This window comes from Leifsonia sp. NPDC080035, assembly GCF_040050925.1.
Classification (GTDB): Bacteria; Actinomycetota; Actinomycetes; order Actinomycetales; family Microbacteriaceae; genus Leifsonia.
Genome location: NZ_CP157390.1, coordinates 727800 through 744438, shown reverse-complemented (window position 1 = coordinate 744438; position 16639 = coordinate 727800). Strand labels below are relative to the sequence as shown.

General features: G+C 70.7%; 10 protein-coding genes. 8 read left to right on the top strand and 2 right to left on the bottom strand.

Features of this window, described 5'->3' with window-relative positions:
• The first annotated feature begins 13 nt into the window (after nucleotides 1-13).
• The 4 genes from AAME72_RS03575 to AAME72_RS03560 all read left to right on the top strand — a co-directional run bounded on the left by AAME72_RS03575 (nucleotide 14) and on the right by AAME72_RS03560 (nucleotide 7503).
• The gene (locus tag AAME72_RS03575) at nucleotides 14-1108 is read left to right on the top strand and encodes a glycosidase (RefSeq protein WP_348788868.1); all 1095 of its coding nucleotides are present in this window, start codon (nucleotides 14-16) and stop codon (nucleotides 1106-1108) included.
• 100 nt (nucleotides 1109-1208) lie between these two features.
• Complete coding sequence (locus AAME72_RS03570) at nucleotides 1209-5726, top strand: polysaccharide lyase family 8 super-sandwich domain-containing protein (RefSeq protein ID WP_348788867.1); 4518 nt, start codon at nucleotides 1209-1211, stop codon at nucleotides 5724-5726.
• A 23-nt stretch (nucleotides 5727-5749) separates the two neighbouring features.
• Entirely contained in the window at nucleotides 5750-6748 is a 999-nt protein-coding gene (locus AAME72_RS03565) for a LacI family DNA-binding transcriptional regulator (protein ID WP_348788866.1), read from the top strand.
• Nucleotides 6745-7503 carry an HAD-IIB family hydrolase gene (locus tag AAME72_RS03560; protein WP_348788865.1) on the top strand — a complete coding sequence of 253 codons (759 nt, stop codon included), beginning with the start codon at nucleotides 6745-6747 and terminating at the stop codon, nucleotides 7501-7503. The genes AAME72_RS03565 and AAME72_RS03560 overlap by 4 nt, the downstream gene beginning before the upstream one ends.
• A 42-nt stretch (nucleotides 7504-7545) precedes the next feature.
• On the opposite strand, the gene AAME72_RS03555 is transcribed toward AAME72_RS03560, so the two are convergent.
• Entirely contained in the window at nucleotides 7546-8925 is a 1380-nt protein-coding gene (locus AAME72_RS03555; RefSeq protein WP_348788864.1) for a mannitol dehydrogenase family protein, read from the bottom strand.
• A 116-nt stretch (nucleotides 8926-9041) separates the two neighbouring features.
• On the opposite strand from AAME72_RS03555, the gene AAME72_RS03550 reads away from it, so the two are divergent.
• From AAME72_RS03550 to AAME72_RS03535, 4 genes are read left to right on the top strand one after another with little or no spacing between them, the layout of a single operon-like run.
• Nucleotides 9042-9965: a DUF6772 family protein gene (locus AAME72_RS03550; RefSeq protein ID WP_348788863.1), complete on the top strand. Its 924-nt coding sequence runs from the start codon at nucleotides 9042-9044 to the stop codon at nucleotides 9963-9965.
• On the top strand, nucleotides 9962-10294 hold the full coding sequence (locus AAME72_RS03545; RefSeq protein ID WP_348788862.1) for a hypothetical protein: 333 nt from the start codon (nucleotides 9962-9964) through the stop codon (nucleotides 10292-10294). The genes AAME72_RS03550 and AAME72_RS03545 overlap by 4 nt, the downstream gene beginning before the upstream one ends.
• A gap of 11 nt (nucleotides 10295-10305) precedes the next feature.
• Nucleotides 10306-11607: an MFS transporter gene (locus AAME72_RS03540; protein WP_348788861.1), complete on the top strand. Its 1302-nt coding sequence runs from the start codon at nucleotides 10306-10308 to the stop codon at nucleotides 11605-11607.
• A 58-nt stretch (nucleotides 11608-11665) separates the two neighbouring features.
• Nucleotides 11666-12751, top strand: coding sequence for a LacI family DNA-binding transcriptional regulator (locus AAME72_RS03535; RefSeq protein ID WP_348788860.1), 1086 nt, complete (start codon nucleotides 11666-11668; stop codon nucleotides 12749-12751).
• 91 nt (nucleotides 12752-12842) lie between these two features.
• On the opposite strand, the gene AAME72_RS03530 is transcribed toward AAME72_RS03535, so the two are convergent.
• Nucleotides 12843-16298, bottom strand: coding sequence for an Ig-like domain repeat protein (locus AAME72_RS03530; RefSeq protein WP_348788859.1), 3456 nt, complete (start codon nucleotides 16296-16298; stop codon nucleotides 12843-12845).
• Nucleotides 16299-16639: the final 341 nt, after the last annotated feature.

Sequence of the window (16639 nt, the reverse complement as noted above, 5' to 3'; positions counted from 1 at the left end):
AAGAGAGGTCCCGTTGTCCACCACGCTCCGCTCCGGCAGCACCGCTGTCGCCATCCCCTACGTCCTCGAACGCGCCGGCGTCGTCATGGAGCCGGATCCGCGCGACCTCCGTCAGGTCGAGGGCGTGCTCAACCCCGCGACCGTGCAGGGACCGGACGGCACAGTGCACCTGTTCCCCCGGCTGGTGGCCGAACACAACGTCTCGCGCATCGGCCGGGCCCGGGTCGTCCTGACCGACGGCGTGCCGAGCGGTGTCGACGGCCTTCAGGTCGCGCTGGAGGCCGAGCGCGGGTGGGAGCACGGAACCGGACACGGCGGCGTCGAGGACCCGCGGATCACTCCGCTCGCCGACCTCGGCGTCCACGTGATGACCTATGTGGCATTCGGGCCGCTCGGCCCGAAGCCCGCGATCGCCGTCTCGACCGATGGCGTCGCCTGGCGCCGGCTGGGCCCCGTCCAGTTCGCCTACGACGACGCGCTCGACACCGACCTGAACCTGTTCCCCAACAAGGACGTCGTCTTCTTCCCCGAGATCGTCCCGGATCCGGAGGGGCGCCCGAGCTTCGCGATGCTGCACCGGCCGATGTGGGACTTCGGCTTCGTGCGGCCCGACGAGCGGCCGCCGCTGCCGGCAGGGGTGACCGACCCGCGGGCGAGCATCTGGATCTCGTATGTGCCGGTCGACGACGCCGTCCAGGATCTGACCGCGCTCACCAGGCCCGGAGGGCACCGCTTCGTCGCGGGTCCCGAGCACGAGTGGGAGGCGCTCAAGATCGGCGCGGGGCCGGCACCGCTGCGGGTGCCGGAGGGATGGCTGCTCCTGCACCACGGCGTCACCGGCGACCTGCCCGGCGGCTCGTTCGTGCCGCAGGCGTTCAGCGTCAACTACGTCGTCGGCGCCATGCTGCTGGACGCCGACGACCCCTCGCGCGTGCTCGCCCGCACGCGCGAGCCCCTGCTGACCCCCGAGACCGCGGACGAGACCGCGGGAACGGTGGCGAACGTGGTGTTCCCGACGGCGATCGAGGAGATCGGCGGAGAGCACTTCGTCTTCTACGGCGCGGCCGACACACGCATCGCCGTCGCCCGCCTGATCCGCACCATCTGAGAGCACGTCCCCCGTACACGAGGAGTCCAGCGCAATGACGCGTCATCCCGAAACGAACGCTCCACGTCCCCCGCTCCGCCGCCGCTCCCGGGCGGTGGCGGTGGCGACCGTCCTGGTCGCCGCGCTGCTCGGTGCGGCCGGCATCTCCGCACCCGCGCAGGCGGCCGACCTCGAGACCGACGTCTCCACCATCGTCTCCCGCCTGCAGGACTACTACCTGAGTCAGGGCGACGAGGTGCAGATCGCCAACGGCATCTACCTGGCCCAGACCTCGAACGCGCTCGACTATGTGTCCTCGCAGAATGCTGACGGCTCCTGGTCGGATGTGAACTACCAGGACACGACCAGCTCGGCCAACGGCAAGACGTGGGACGCATACAAGGCGCTCTACCGGATGGTCGCGATCGCCCAGGCGTACCGCGACACCACCGCGAAGGGCTACCAGGACCCGCGCCTGATCGACGCTGAGCAGCGCGCCCTGGTCTACTGGGACCGGGTGAACCCCGGCAACACCAACTGGTGGGAGACCGAGATCGGCGAGTCCATCGCCATGGGCCGGATCTCGATCTTCGTCGGCGATGCCCTGAGCCCCGACGCGGCCGCACTGGCGATCACGCACAACCAGGGCAAGCTCGACCCTGCGGGAGCGAACGGCGCCTGGCGCACCTCCGACTACCTCTACAAGGCGCTCGCCACCCGCAACGCCGACCAGATCAGGGCCGGGTTCGCGACCATGGTGCAGACCGTGGCGGTGGACGACTCGGGGACGGTCCAGGAGGCCGTGCAGCCGGATGCGACGTTCTGGGCCCACGGCGCCCAGCTGTACAGCGAGGGCTATGGGATGGCCCTGTTCACGATGGTCGCGATGTGGGCCGACTCGGCGCGCGGCACGAGCCTCGCGTTCACGCGCGATCAACTCGACACCATCGCGTTCTACATCGTCGACGGCACCCGCTGGCTGATCCGCGGCGAGATCGAGATGCTGTACCTGCTGTACCGGCCGGCGACGACGGTCGACGGCGTCACGAGTTACGCCGCCGTGTTCCTCGATCCGCTCGAGCGGATGGCGCGCACCGATCCTCTCTACGCGACCGACTACCGCGAGATGGCCGACAACATCCGGGGCACGACCGCGGGCAACGGCGCGATCGGTGACAGGTACTTCTGGCGGTCGGAGTTCTCGTCGCACCAGCGCGCGGACTACGGGATCGTCACCGGGCTCAACTCGAGCCGTACCGTCGGCAGCGAGTACCGCTCGACCATCCGCAAGGACGTGGGCAACGAGATCGTGTGGAACCGGACCGGCACGACGGCCATCCAGGTGACGAACACGGAGTACACGGACCTCGGCCCGGCGTTCGACTGGTACCACTACCCGGGCACCACCGTCCCCTACGTCAAGGAGACGACCCTCGGCAAGGATGGGCGTTCTGCCAACGGCGGCGCGTTCACCGGAGGCGTCTCGGACGGCACCTACGGCGCGAGCGTGGAGAGCCTGGACCGGGCCGGCACGCAGGCGCAGAAGAGCTACTACTACTTCGACGACGAGATGGTCGCGCTCGGCGCCGGCATCCAGTCGACATCGAGCGCGCCGATCCACACCACGGTGAACCAGGTCGCTGCGAAGGGCAACGCCAGCATCGACGGAGCCGCCGTCGCTCCCGGAACGGATGCGAAGGCCGTCGACGACCCATCGTGGGCGTATAACGACAAGGTCGGCTACGTGTTCCCGACCGATCAGGCCGTGACGGTGTCCGACAAGACCCAGACCGGCAGCTACTACGGCGGTGAGCCGCAGAGCCACGACGCCTTCACGCTGTACTTCGATCACGGGAACGCGCCGAAGGACGCCGGCTACGAGTACATCGTGCTCCCGGCGAAATCGGCCGCCCAGACCAAAGCGTACGCGGCGGACCCTGCGGTGAAGATCCTCCGCAACGACACCGCGGTACAGGCCGTGCGGCATTCCGGCCTCAAGCGGACCATGGCGACGTTCTACCGCGCCGGATCGCTCGACCTCGGCGACGGCCGCACCCTCACGGTGAGCCAGCCGTCCATCGTGATGCTCGACGAGTCGTCCGGCACGCCGGTGGTGAGCCTGTCCAACCCGAGCCAGCCCGGCCTGCTCGTCGACGTCAACCTGACGGGTGGCGCGTCGGCATCCCGGGGAACGTTCGTGCTCGGCTCGGGCGCCAACCTGGGCAAGACGGTGACGGAGCCCCTGGCCGCCGACGACTCCGACGGATCGCCGTACACCGCGAGCGGTTCCGCCGCCGGCAACGGCCCCTCGCGAGCAGGGGACGCGGATACGACGACGAGCTGGCGGTCCGCAGGCGCCGCGCCCTGGCTGCAGCAGCGGCTCTCGGCCGGATCGTACGTCTCGGGGGCCGACATCGACTGGGGAGCAGACTACGCGAGCCGATTCCTCGTCCAGACCTCGGCCGACGGCGTGAGCTGGACCGATCAGAAGCTGGTTCAGAACGGCACGGGCGGCCATCAGCACGTCGACTTCCCGGCGACGGCGGCGAGCTTCGTCCGCATCCTGCCGCTGGACGGGCCGGGAGGCGGCTCCTATTCGGTCGCCGAGTTCGCGGCCGTCGCGAGCGTGAACCTCGCCCTCGGAGCCCCGACGTCCGCCTCGGACGGGACAAGCCCGGCCAGTGCGACGGACGGCAATGCGACCACCCGCTGGATCGCCGACCGCACCGGATCCCCGGATGCGTCCTGGCTGCAGGTCGACCTCGGAAAGGTGCAGAAGATCGGCGCGGTGCGGCTGTTCTGGGAGGCGTCCTACGCCAGCCAGTACAAGCTCCAGGTCTCCGACGACGGAAGCACGTGGCGAGACGCCTACGCGACCCCGGCCGCGGGCAGCGACGGGGGCACCGACCTCGTCGCCCTGGACGCGTCCGGCCGCTACGTGCGGATGCAGACGGTGAAACGGGCGCTCACGAGCTACGGCGTCTCGGTGTGGGAGCTCGAGGTCTTCGGCGACGGTGCGATCGCCGCGGCGCCCACCGGCGGCGGCCGGGTGAACCTCGCGCAGGGGAAGCCCACCACCGCGGACAGCGTGTACAACAACCTGTCGAACATCCAGGCCACCGCGGCCACCGACGGGTCGAAGACCACCAAGTGGTCGTCGGGCCGGCCCACCGGCACGGCGCCGTACACCAACCAGAACTGGCTGCGCGTCGACCTCGGGTCGGTGCGGCCGGTCTCGCAGGCCGTCGTCGAGTGGGAGGCGGGCAACTCCACCGACTACCGGATCGAGGGATCGGTGAACGGGACGGACTGGATGCCGCTGGCCCGCGTGCAGAACACCGGCACGGCAGACCACCGCCGCGACATCGCCGACTTCCCGACGGCGGAGGTGCGCTACGTGCGGGTGATCGGTTCGCCGGCCACGAAGTACGGGCTGAACATCTGGGAGTTCGAGCTCTACGGCGGCTACAGCCTGGCGTGCACCGCCCCGGTGAACGCGGAGCGCGACAGCACCGCGACGCTCGGTGCGACCATCACACCGGCCGATGGAGCGGACACCTTCTCGGCGTACTCGCTCGACCCGGCGGTGGCAGCGGTCTCGGCCTCGCCCCAGGTCGGAGCCGGCGGAGCGCTCGCGGTCCCGCTCACGACAGGAGCCCCGGGAAGCACCTCCATCGTGCTCGTGCACGGCGCCGGCGACGAATTCGTCCGCTGCCCTGTCACCGTCGCGGTCGACCGCAGCGTCCTGCAGGCCCTGGTGGAGAAGGCGAGCGGGCTCGACAGCGCGCAGTACACGGCAGCCAGCTGGTCGCCGTTGCTGCCCGCCCTGGAAGCGGCGAAGGCGGCACTGAAGGCCGCCGACGCCTCTCAGCCGGCCATCGATGCGAGCGCGGCGGCGCTGAAGCGCGCCCTCGACGGGCTGCGCGCAACGTCGACGATCAGCGCGCCGGACGTCGCGGCGGCGTGGGGGACGGCGGCACGGGTCACCGTCACCGTCACGTCGTCGCTGCCGGTGGCTGGGAAGGTCGTGCTGACCGAGGGCGACAAGGATCGCGGGACCGCGGTCCTGCGCGACGGCGTCGCGACGTTCACCCTCCCGGTCGGACTGGCCGCCGGCGTCCACACGCTGACGGCGACGTACTCCGGCAGCGAGACAGTCGCGGGCGCGCACACGGCCGTCACGGTGACGGTCGCGCTGCCGGCGGCCTGGGTCAAGACGACCACCTACAAGGCCGGCGACATCGTCAGCTACCAGGGGTCGGTGTACAAGGCGGGATGGACGACCAAGGCCGAGCAGCCCGGCGCGACCAACACCGGTGCATGGCAGCAACTCGCGATGACGGAGGACGGTGCGACCGTGTGGACACCGTCTCGCGTCTTCAACGGCGGCGACACCGTCGTGTATCAGGGCAAGACCTATCGGGCCGCCTGGTACAGCCGCAACGACGTGCCCGGAGGCGTGACGGGGCCGTGGCAGGAGATGGCGACGACGGCCGATGGCATCGCGCTGTGGACGCCCTCTCGCATCTTCAACGCTGGGGACAGGGCGAGCTACAAGGGCGTCGTCTACACCGCGAAGTGGTACACCCGCAATCAGATGCCGGGGGCGGTCGGGGGCCCATGGGCAGCAGCGGGGTAGAAGCAGAAGGGCACAGACGACGCGTGACGATCGCGGATGTTGCCGCGCGTGCCGGAGTCTCCAAGACCGCCGTGTCGTTCGTCTTCAACGGCAGACGCGGTCTGAGCGAGGCGACGACGGAATCGATCCTTCGGGCCGCGCGCGATCTCAAGTGGCGACCGGACGCCGGCGCTCGCGCGCTGTCGCTTGATCGGCCCTACCGTGTCGGGCTCGTCATCCGGCGGCCTGCCGCTGATATGGAGTCGGGACTCTTCGAATTCCTCGATGGGCTCGGCACCCGACTTGCGGCAGGCGCCGCGTCGATGATCGTTCGTTTCGTCTCCAGTGCCGAGGGCGAGAGCGAGGCGTACGCAGAACTGGCGGGCCGGTCTCAGGTCGACATCGTGCTTCTGACGGACCTGCGGATGAGCGACGATCGCCTCGGCTCGCTATTGCGCCTGGGGCTCCCGTTCGTCGTCGCCGACCGTCCCTCGGCCGTCGCTGCGGATCGCGCGGGTGTGCTGCAGGCCCTGCTGCATCTGAACGGCCTCGGGCACCGGCACGTCGCCATGATCGTGCGAGACGGGCTGTTCCGATCGGATTCCCGAGCGGTGGCGTTCGAGAGACACGCGCGCGCATTGCGTCTCACGGTGAGCGTTCATCCCGTCCCCGATTCGCCGCTCGATGCCGCCATCGCTGTGACCGACCGTCTCGTGCGGCTCACCGAGCCTCCCACCGCGGTCGTCTACGAGACATCCCTCTTGGCCGCCGCTGCACTCCGTGTCGCGGGTTCGGCGAACCTGAACGTCCCATCCGACGTGTCGGTGCTCTCCCTTCAGGATGACGCCGTCGCCCGTCACGCGAATCCCCCGCTGACGGCCGTGCGGTGGGATCACCGGGCGTGGGGGCGGGTGTGCGGAAGCCGGTTGCTGGCTCGTCTGGCAGGGCAGGCACCCGAGTCTGCTGCCCTTCCTCGGCCGTCCTTGATCGCACGCGAGAGCACCAGCCGCCCGTGCAGCCTCACACGAAAGGTGTTTCGGTGACCCGTCTGATTGCGTTCGACCTCGACGACACACTCGCCCCCTCGAAATCACCTATTGACCGACGCATGGCGGAACTGCTCGGGCGCCTCCTCGAGGTGATGGACGTCTGCGTGATCTCGGGCGGGAGTTTCGCACAGTTCCGCGGGCAGCTGCTTTCGCGACTCCCCGCGTCCACGCACCTCCACCGGCTCCACCTCATGCCGACCTGCGGGACGCGCTATCTCCGATGGGACGGCGCCGGCTGGCAGCTCGCCTACAGCGAGAACTTGGCGGCGCACGAGCGATCCGACGCGCTCGCCGCCGTGGAGCAGGAGGCGACCAGACTCGGGTTGTGGGAATCGAGAACGTGGGGGCCGGTGCTGGAGGATCGAGGATCGCAGATCACGTTCTCGGCACTCGGACAACTCGCACCCGTCGCGGAGAAGGCCCGCTGGGACCCCGATGGATCGCGACGGAACAGGCTCCGCGCGGCGGTGCAGTCGAGGCTGCCCGAGCTCGAAGTACGCGCGGGAGGGTCGACCAGTATCGACATCACACGCCGTGGTGTCGACAAGGCGTACGGGATGACCAGGCTCGCGGAGTTCACCGGCATCGCATTCTCCGACATGCTCTTCGTCGGAGACCGGCTCGACCGGGACGGAAACGACTATCCGGTCGTGAGGCTCGGCATCCCTACTCGGGAGGTGACCGACTGGAGTGACACGGCGGCATTCATCGACGGCTTCCTCGATCGAGTGCATCGCGTCGACGGCTGAACGAGGTTGCGGAGCGCTCCTCCTCGACGGGACGGAAGAGCCTCACCCGCGACACTCCCGGTACGCGCGCACGAACGCCGCGACGAACTCCGGTTCGTCCGCGAGCTCCCCGAACCAGTCGGGCTGGTCGAGGAACCGCTCGGGAGCGGTGGCCGCGTCGGCCACGGCTGCCGAGATCCGCTCCGCCTGGCGGTCGGGGAGTTGCCGGCCGGAGGCGAGGAGGGCGGCCCAGGTCGCGGCGATCGTCGCCGCGGCAGGTGAGGGGAGGCCCGAGTGCGCGCGTTCCCTGGCGGCGCCGAGGACGAACTTCGGGATGCGGTCGCTCGCGTCGGTCGCCAGTCGCTCCAGGGTGTCGCGGATGTACGGGTTGGCGAACCGCTCGCGCAACTGCGCCCGGTAGGCGGGGATGTCCACCCCCGCGACGGGAGGGAGAGTGGCTGCCGCCTCGTCCATCCAGCGATCGATCAGATCGGTCACGGCAGGGTCGCCCATCGCCTCGTGTACGTAGGTGTGCCCGCGGAGCAGGCCCAGGTAGGCCATCGCCTGGTGGCTGCCGTTGAGGAGACGCAGCTTCATCAGCTCGTACGGCGCGACATCGTCGACCGGCTGCGCCCCGACCAGCTCCCACTCCGGCCGGCCGAGCGGGAAGCGGTCCTCGAACACCCACTGGGCGAAGGGCTCGCAGACGACCGGCCAGGCGTCGTCGATGCCGAACGTCTCGCGGACGAGGGCCCGCTCCGTGTCCCCGGTCACCGGGGTGATGCGGTCGACCATGCTGTTCGGGAAGGCGACTTCTGCGTCGATCCAGTCGGCGAACCCGTCGTCGTAGGCGAGGCGCGCGAAGGCGACGAGGGCACGCCGGGCGGTGTCGCCGTTGCCGAGGATGTTGTCGCACGATGCCACCGTGAACGGCGGGACGCCACGTCGGCGCCGCCGGTGCAGCCCCGCGGCGATGACGCCGAAGACGGTGCGCGGGTGGTCGGCGCCGACGTCCGCCCGCACGGCCGCGTCCGTCGTGTCGAACTCGCCCGTCACATCGGAGGTGTTGTAGCCGCCCTCCGTGATGGTGAGGGAGACGATCCGGATGCGTGGTGACGCGAGCAGTTCGAGGACCGCCTCGGGGTCGGTGGGGGCGTGGACGACGTCGACGATCGAGCCGATCGAGGTGGCCGTCCTGCTGCCGTCGCCGGCCAGTTCGACCAGGGTGTACGTGAAGTCCTGCGCGCGCAGCACCTCGGCCATCCTCGCGTCGCCGGGGAGGAGGCCGACGCCGACGATCCCCCACTCCCGGGCGCCGCCCTGGCGGAGGAGCCGGTCGAGGTACATCGCCTGATGCGAGCGGTGGAAGTTTCCGACACCGATGTGCGCGATGCCCGGGGTGAGGCCGGTGCGGTCGGGGACGGGGGAGGCGTGCGCGGTCATTCTCTCTCCTCGGGTGCGACGCGCTCGGCACAGGCCGCCGGGAGCGTGGTTTGACAGCTGGATACCGCTCAGCGTACAAATGGTAAATCGATTGTTCAAGTGACGATGAGGTGGGCATGCACGTTTCCGGGTTCTTCGACCCGCTCCCGCGGATCCTGGTGGCCGACGACTTCGACCGCGGGATGAGCGGGTGGCTCGACCTGCGGCCGAACTTCGTCGCCCCCGGCTTCCGCGAGCACTCGGACGAGGTCGACCTGATCCACTGGGGGCCCACCATGCTCAGCTCGGCCACGTTCGCCTTCGGAGGCACGCACGGGTCGGCCCAGGGAACCTACTCGCTCAAGATCTCCAGCCGGGCGGCCGCGGCCGCGGCGGACCAGCCGCCCGCTCCCGGCTCGATGGGGCTCGCGATCAAGCGCCTGGCGGTGCCGCCGGGCGTCGGCCGTCTGCGCATCGAGGCGCTGTTCGCCTACAAGGCGGAGCAGGACCGCCCTGGGCTCGGCGTCGACGACGTGCGCGCCTTCGGGATGTTCGTCGACCTCCAAGACGCCGAGCACCGGTACATGCCGGGAGTCCGCTACGTCAACGCCGTCGGGGGGCGCCCGGTGCGCGCGTGGCAGTTCTACGGGCCGACCGATGACACCGACGCGGAGTGGAGCTACGGGGCGGCCGGCTGGCACAAGGCGGGGATCGACCCCCAGTGGTTCGGGCGCCGGAGCGCCGACGGCTCGACCTCGGCGACGACCTGGTTCGAGGGCGGCGCTCAGCACCTCATCTACAACGAGTCCGACGACAAGCTCAACTGGACCCCGCTCTCCCTCACCATCGACTTGCGCACCCGCCGATACGAGGAGTTCCGCGTCGGCGGCCGGGTGCTGCGGTTCCCCGAGGGTGCGCATCCCACGCTCGCTCCTGCTTACAACGACATCGAGGGTCTGCTCAACCCGGTCTTCTTCGTCGAGGCGGACACCGACCGGCGGGTGTCCCTGTTCCTCGATTCCGTCGTCATCTCGGCCGATACGGGAGAGGCAGCAGCATGAAGACCTTCTACACGTCCGTCATCGAGCTCCGCCAGGAGTTCGACGGCGCGATCGAGACCCATCCGTACGAGTGCGGGTGGGCGGACGAAGCCCTGTTCTTCGTCGAACTGCACGACGCCGCCCCCGGCGAAACCGTCTCGCTGCGCGTCCAGCTGAGCGCGGACGGGATCCGCTGGCTCGACGAGGGCTCCGAGGTCCGCACGGACTCCTCGGCCTTCGTCCGGGTCACCCGGTTCGGCGGCTTCCTCCGGCTCGCCGGGACCGCCATCGCAGCCGACGGGGAGCCCGCCCGGGTCACCGTGTCCGTCCGGCTCGCCCTGAAAGGATGAATGAGAGAACAATGACGTTTCGCATCAACAAGGCCACCGTTGGCGCCACCGTCGGCACCGCGCTCGAGTGGTACGACTTCTCCCTCTACGCGACGGCGAGCGCGCTCGTCTTCCCTGCGGTGTTCTTCCCCACCGACGACGCGCTGACCGCCACTCTGGCGTCGTTCGCGACCTTCGCAGTCGGGTTCTTCGCCCGGCCGATCGGCGGGGTCATCATCGGCAACCTCGGCGATCGGTACGGCCGCCGGCAGATGCTGTTCCTGACCCTGCTGCTGATGGGCATCTCGTCGACGCTCATCGGGCTCATCCCGAGCGCCACCGCCATCGGCGTCGCGGCGCCGATCCTCCTCGTCGTGCTGCGCGTGCTTCAGGGCTTCGGGGCGGGAGGCGAGTACGCGGGGGCGACGCTGCTCGCGGCCGAGCACTCCGGCGAGTCGTCGCGCGGGCTCAACGCCGCCATCCCCGGCGCGGGCAATGCTGCCGGCGCCCTCCTCGCCACGGGTGTGCTGACGGTGCTCAACGCCACGCTGCCGCAGGAGGCGTTCCTCTCCTGGGGCTGGCGGATCGCGTTCCTGCTCAGCATCGTCGTCTGCGTCGTCGGTATCGTCATCCGGCTGCGCGTGCCGGAGAGCCCCGAGTTCGCCGAGACGAAGGCGGAGGGAGCGGTGGCCCGCGTCGCCATCCGCGAGCTGTTCCGCTCGGCAGGCCGGCGCATCCCGCTCGCGATGCTCGCGAGCATCGGCCCGAACGTCGCCAGCTATCTGCCATCGGTCTACGCCATCACCTACCTGACGACGATCGTCGGCGCGCCGGCCTGGATCGGCCTCACCGGCATCCTCATCGGGAACCTGCTGAAGTTCGTCACCATCCCGACCGCCGGCTGGATCAGCGACCGGGTCGGGCGCCGTCCCGTCTTCCTCGCGGGTGCGATCGGCGCGGCCGTGCTGATCTACCCCTTCTTCTTCCTGCTCAACACGGGCACCCCGCTGCTCATCTGGATCGCACTCGTGCTCGTCTTCACGTTCTGCAACGACGCGATGCTCGCCGCCCAGTCCGGCTTCATGTCGGAGCTGTTCGACGTGCGCTACCGCTACACCGGCGTCACGTTCAGCCGTGAGATCACCGGCGCCCTGGTCGGCGGAACGCTGCCGTTCGTCGCCGCGGCACTGACCGGTGCGGCGGGCGGCCAGTTCTGGCTGGTCGCGCTCTACTGCCTGGTGCTGATGGTGCTCGCCGCGATCGGCATGTTCTTCCTTCCGGAGACGCGTGGACTGGTCGCGGGCACGCGGACGCGGGCGACGACCGCGGCCTGACCGGGCCGGCCGCGGCGGCGGTTCGACGCCGCCGTGGCCGAGCGGGCATAGTGGGTGCATGGATGCGCCACCCCCGTCGACCCCCTCGCCCGCGGGTCGGCGGAGGGGCGCCGTCCGCCTCGCCGACGTCGCCAGGGCGGCCGGCGTGTCCGTTCCACTGGCGTCGCGTGTGCTCAATGCGGACGCCTCGGCGCGCGCGACCGCCGAGACGAAGGCGCGGATCCTGGAGGCGGCGGATGCGCTCGGCTACGTGCCGAACATCGCCGCCAAGAGCCTGCGCATCCGCCGCAACGGCCTCATCGGCCTGGTCGTGCACGACCTCTCCAGCCCCATCCACCTGGAGCTGATGCGCGGTGCGCGCGCGGAGGCGGCGGCCCACTCGCACTTCCTCGTGCTCGGCGACGTCGACGAGCTCCTCGAGGACGAGCAGGCGTTCCGCACCTTCATCAGCGGGAACCGGGTGGACGGCCTGATCGTCCAGGGCGGCCACGGCGGGTTCGACCAGCGCATCGCCGACATCGCCCGCGTGCTGCCGACGGTGATCGTGAACGCGCCGAGCCGTGTGGAGCGGGAGCGGGTGACGAGCGTCTACCCCGACGAGGAAGCCGGCACCCGCCTTCTCACGGAGCATCTGCTCGGGCTCGGCCACACCCGCATCGGCCTCGTATCCGGGCCCCACGACTCGACGACGGGGATCCTGCGCGAGAACGGCGTCACCGCGGCCCTCGCCGACGCCGGGCTCGCCCTGCGCGCCGAGGACGTCGTGCACACGGACTGGCTGGCGAGCGGTGGGCGCGCCGGCCTGGCCGAGCTGGCCGCCCGGTGGAGCGCCGGAGGCGACCGGCCGACGGCCCTGATCGCCGGCAACTCGCTCATCGGCATCGGTATCCTCGGCACAGCCGGCGATCACGGGCTCGCGATCCCGGACGATCTCTCGGTCGCCGCCGTGCACGACACGTGGATCTCCGAGCACCTGGTGCCGCCGTTGACGACGGTCAGCCTCCCCCTGTACGCGATGGGGGTCGTGTCCGTCCGGCAGCTCCTCGCCGAATCCACGGAGGGCACGGAGATCATGGTCGCCGATCCGCCGCCCGTGCTGCATGTCAGGGCCTCGACCGCTCGCCCGTCGCGGCGCAGCGGGTGACGATCTCCGGAGATCCGCCGGAACACGCGGAAGGGCGTCGCGCCCGCTCGAGAGAGCGGGCGCGACGCCCCATTCGTGGCGTCTGCGGTGCTCAGCTCATGGTCCGCCGCCGCCGCGAGAGGGCAAGCACGCCGCCTCCCATGAGGATCGCCGCTGTGGCGGCGAGCAGCCACAGCCCGATGGTCGAGCCGGTCTCCGCGAGCGAGCCGATCCCGGTGCTCTCGTCGGAGCCGGCGACCTGCGTGCCCGGGCCGCTGCCGGAGCCGTTGCCCGGCCCGTCCGATCCGCCCGGCCCGCCGGCCGCAGGAGCCGCGGCCACGGTCACGGTGATCGGCTCGGAGGTCGAGGCGTCGGCTGTCGCGGTGCGGGCGAAGGAGGCGGTGATGGTGTGCTCGCCCGCGGCGAGGCCCGAGGGCAGCGTCAGTGTCGCGACCCCGTCCACGACCTCGATCTCACCCAGCTTCGTCGGGCCCGCTGCAAGGGCGGCGGTTCGAGGCTTCGGGTTCGCGGCCGACGCATCCGTGAACGTGACCATGCCGGTGGCGTCGCGACCCGTGACGGTCGCGGTGAGCACGACCTTCTCTCCGGCGGCCGGCTTCCCCGGAGCCGCTGCGAGGGTGGTCACCGTCGGCGCGAGCACCGACACGACGACGGTCGCCCGCCTAGCGGAGCCGGAGCCGGTGGCCGTCGCGTCCGCGGGGCCGAGGTCGGCGTCCTCCGCGACCGGCACCTCCATCGTCGCGGTGCCTTCGGCCGTGGCGACGGCGGTCCCCAGGGCGGTGTCGCCGTACGTGAAGGCGATGGTCTCGCCGGCCCGGAAGCCTGCGGCCGTGAGGGTGAAGGCGCCGCCGGGTGCGACGTCCTCGGCCGACGTCGTCAGCGGGACGGGGGTGGTGGCGGCGGCGAGCTCGGCACACACGTCGCCCTGGGCGCCGACGGGGGGCAGGGCGGTCGTGGTGCCGGTGACGCCGTCGTCCTCACGGACGGTGAGGTTGGCGAAGGCGCCCGCTCCCATGACGGCGTCGGTCGTGTTCGTGACGCTCACCTTGAACGCCGTGCTGGCGGAGGCGGACGTCGCCGTGTTCCCGAGGGTGGGGACGGTGACGGCCTTGCAGGTCTCGCCGGGCCCGAAGGAGACCTTCTCCATCCCGACGCCGACGAGCCCGGTGGCCGAGCCGATGACGCTGACGTAGGCGGTGACGGGCGACTTCTCGGCGCGGTTCAGGTAGACCGCGACGTCGGCGGTGCCGGGTCCGGAACCCTCCTCGACCGCTGTCGGGGCGACGTTGACCGTCGTGCGCGTCTGCACGACGGCGGTGCCGACCGACGGGGTGTCGAACGCGAGGTCGGAGAGGTAGACGCCGCCCGTGCCGGTGCCGTCGGCGCCGACCTTGGCGGTGAGGCGGATCTCGCGCACGTCGGTCAGGTCGATGCCCGTGATGGTGGAGGTGGGGATGGTCAGCTGCTGGAGCACCACCTTGTTCAGCGTGGTGTTCGTGCCGCCCGGCATCCGGTTCACGGCGAGCGGGTTGACCGCGGAGGCGGCGATGGCGAAGGTCTTGCCCGTGCCGTCCACGACGGTGATCGTGAAGTCGGTGCCGGTCTGGACCGCCTCGTCGGGGGCGGTCTTCAGCGTCAGCTGTGCCTGGCGGGAGGCGTCGCGGAGCTTCGCCGGGACGGTGATGCGGAGCTCACCGGTGCTGGGCACCGCCGGGTCGGTCGTCGAGGCGCCGGTCCAGAGGAACCGGGTCACCGGGAACTCGGGGACGTTCGGCGCGAACGACCCCGGGGTCCAGTGCGGCACCTGCGCGGAGGCCTTGGCGGTGGCGCAGAAGGGGAGGGACTGCGGCACCGTGCGGCCGGTGAGGTTGGTGCAGACGGCCGCGGTCGCGCCTCCGGACACCCGCACGAGCGAACTGGTCTCCGTGAAGTCGGTGACGAGCGCCGTCTTCGACGCGGGCTGCGTCGCCATCACGCGCACGTCGGCGTAGGAGGTGGCGGTGGTGGAGGGCTTGACCGAGCCGTCGAACAGCGACTGGAACTGCGTCTCGCCGCCCATTGTGAGGCGGAAGAAGCCCGTCATGTAGCTGACGCCGACCTGGTACTGCTGGGCCGCCGTCATGCGGGTCGGGTTCGTCGTCGCGCAGGTGGAGGTCGTGTCGGTGGTGCGCCAGTCGTCGCCTGTCGCCGCCGGGTAGAGGCCCGGCGTCCACACCGTGTTGAAGAAGTTGTGGTTGGCGCCCATGACCCAGACGGCCGAGCGGAGCACGTCGTCGTCGAACGCGTGGCGCGAGTCGTCGATGAAGTGCTGGCCCTGCTGGTTGGAGACGTCGCCGTCGCAGTAGGGGAGGAACACGGCGGTGGGCACATCCGGCAGCGTCATCCGGCCGAAGTCGACAGGGGCGAGCGGCAGCACCGACTCGATGCCGTACGGCTTCGCGAGCGCCTGGTTCAGGGTGGCCGCCGAGACGACGCCCTCGCCTCCGCGCGAGTGCCCCATGATGCCGACGTGACCGAGGTCGAAGCGGCCCTTCAGGGAGGCGGCGGTCACCGTCGAGGCGGGCGCGGGCTGGTCGGTGCGGGTGGTGGCGCGCAGGAGCGCCTCGTCGAGCGTTCTGGTGGTCGTGGTGCTCGGCGCCGACGCGGTGGCGGTGGTGATGTCGTCGTAGGAGACGCTCCGGCCGGCGTTCGCCGTGGCGAGCATCCCGAGCGTGTCGAGGATGAGCTGGCCGCGGGCCTGTGCGCCGTAGTCGAGCGCGAGCTGGTTGTCGTTGGAGTTGACGGAGTTGGCGGCGATCGACAGCACGTTGTAGCCGTGCGACGCCAGCGACCGAGCGGTGCCCTCGTAGCCCAGGTAGGAGCGGATGTTCATCTGCGTCGGTCCGCACGGCCAGCGCAGCGGGTTCGCGCCGGTGCCGGAGCAGGAGGTGTGCCGGCCGTGCAGCAGCACGATCGTCGGGCGCGCGCCCGAGGCGTTCGTGAGGTACATCTTGCCGGTGAGCTCGCCGCGGATGCCGCCGATCGCGGCGAGCGGGACGGCCTGGTCGCCGAAGTCGTACTCGGCCTCCGTCACACCGTACGAGCCGGCCGCCGACGGGTCGTCGACGGCGGCCTGCCCGGCGAACGACTTGAGCTGCTTGGTGAGGGTCTTGTTCTCCGGTACGGCCGGCGTCGCCGGGGCGATCGGGCTCTCCGCGGCCTTGTCCTCCTCGCCGCTGGACCAGCCCTTGGTCACGGATTCGGCGTGCGCGACGGCGGGGTCGGTGGTGACGACGCCGAGGGTCAGCCCGTCGGGGGACTCGGTCGCCAGGCCGATCGGCTCGCCGTCGGCGAGCAGGGTGGGGGCGTCGTCGATCATCGGCAGGGGCTCGTCGAGCTCGAGGGTGACGAGGTAGCCGCCTGGCGTGGTGGTGACGGCCCAGTCGGCGCCGGCAGCCACGACCGGATCGGATTCGGGCGCCGCAACCGCGGCGGGGGCGGTCGTCAGAGCGACGATGGGGATGACGGCGGCGGCGACGGTGAGTGCGATCCGGCGCCGCACGGACATGCGTGCAGGCAAGGTTCTCCTAGCTCGAGGCGGGGGTGGGGGAGTCGTCCGGCGCCAGGTGCAGGGGCGGTCCGGGCGGCGAGAGGAGCCCGAGAGTCCGGCTGAACGGTCTCTCAGAAAGGAGGCTATGGGGCCGCGTAGGCGCCCCGGGGCCGCGGAAACAGACTGGTAACAGGACGTTTACGGCCCGCAAATAAACAAGCCGCCGGTGATCATAACGCCGGCGTCCGTGTCAAGAGGGAGGCGCACCCAGTGCGGGGGTGGACCCCGGCGTCCCGGCTGCTGGTGCGGGTTGCCGATGCGCACGACGGGCACCGGCTATCGCCTGGCCACGAATGAGG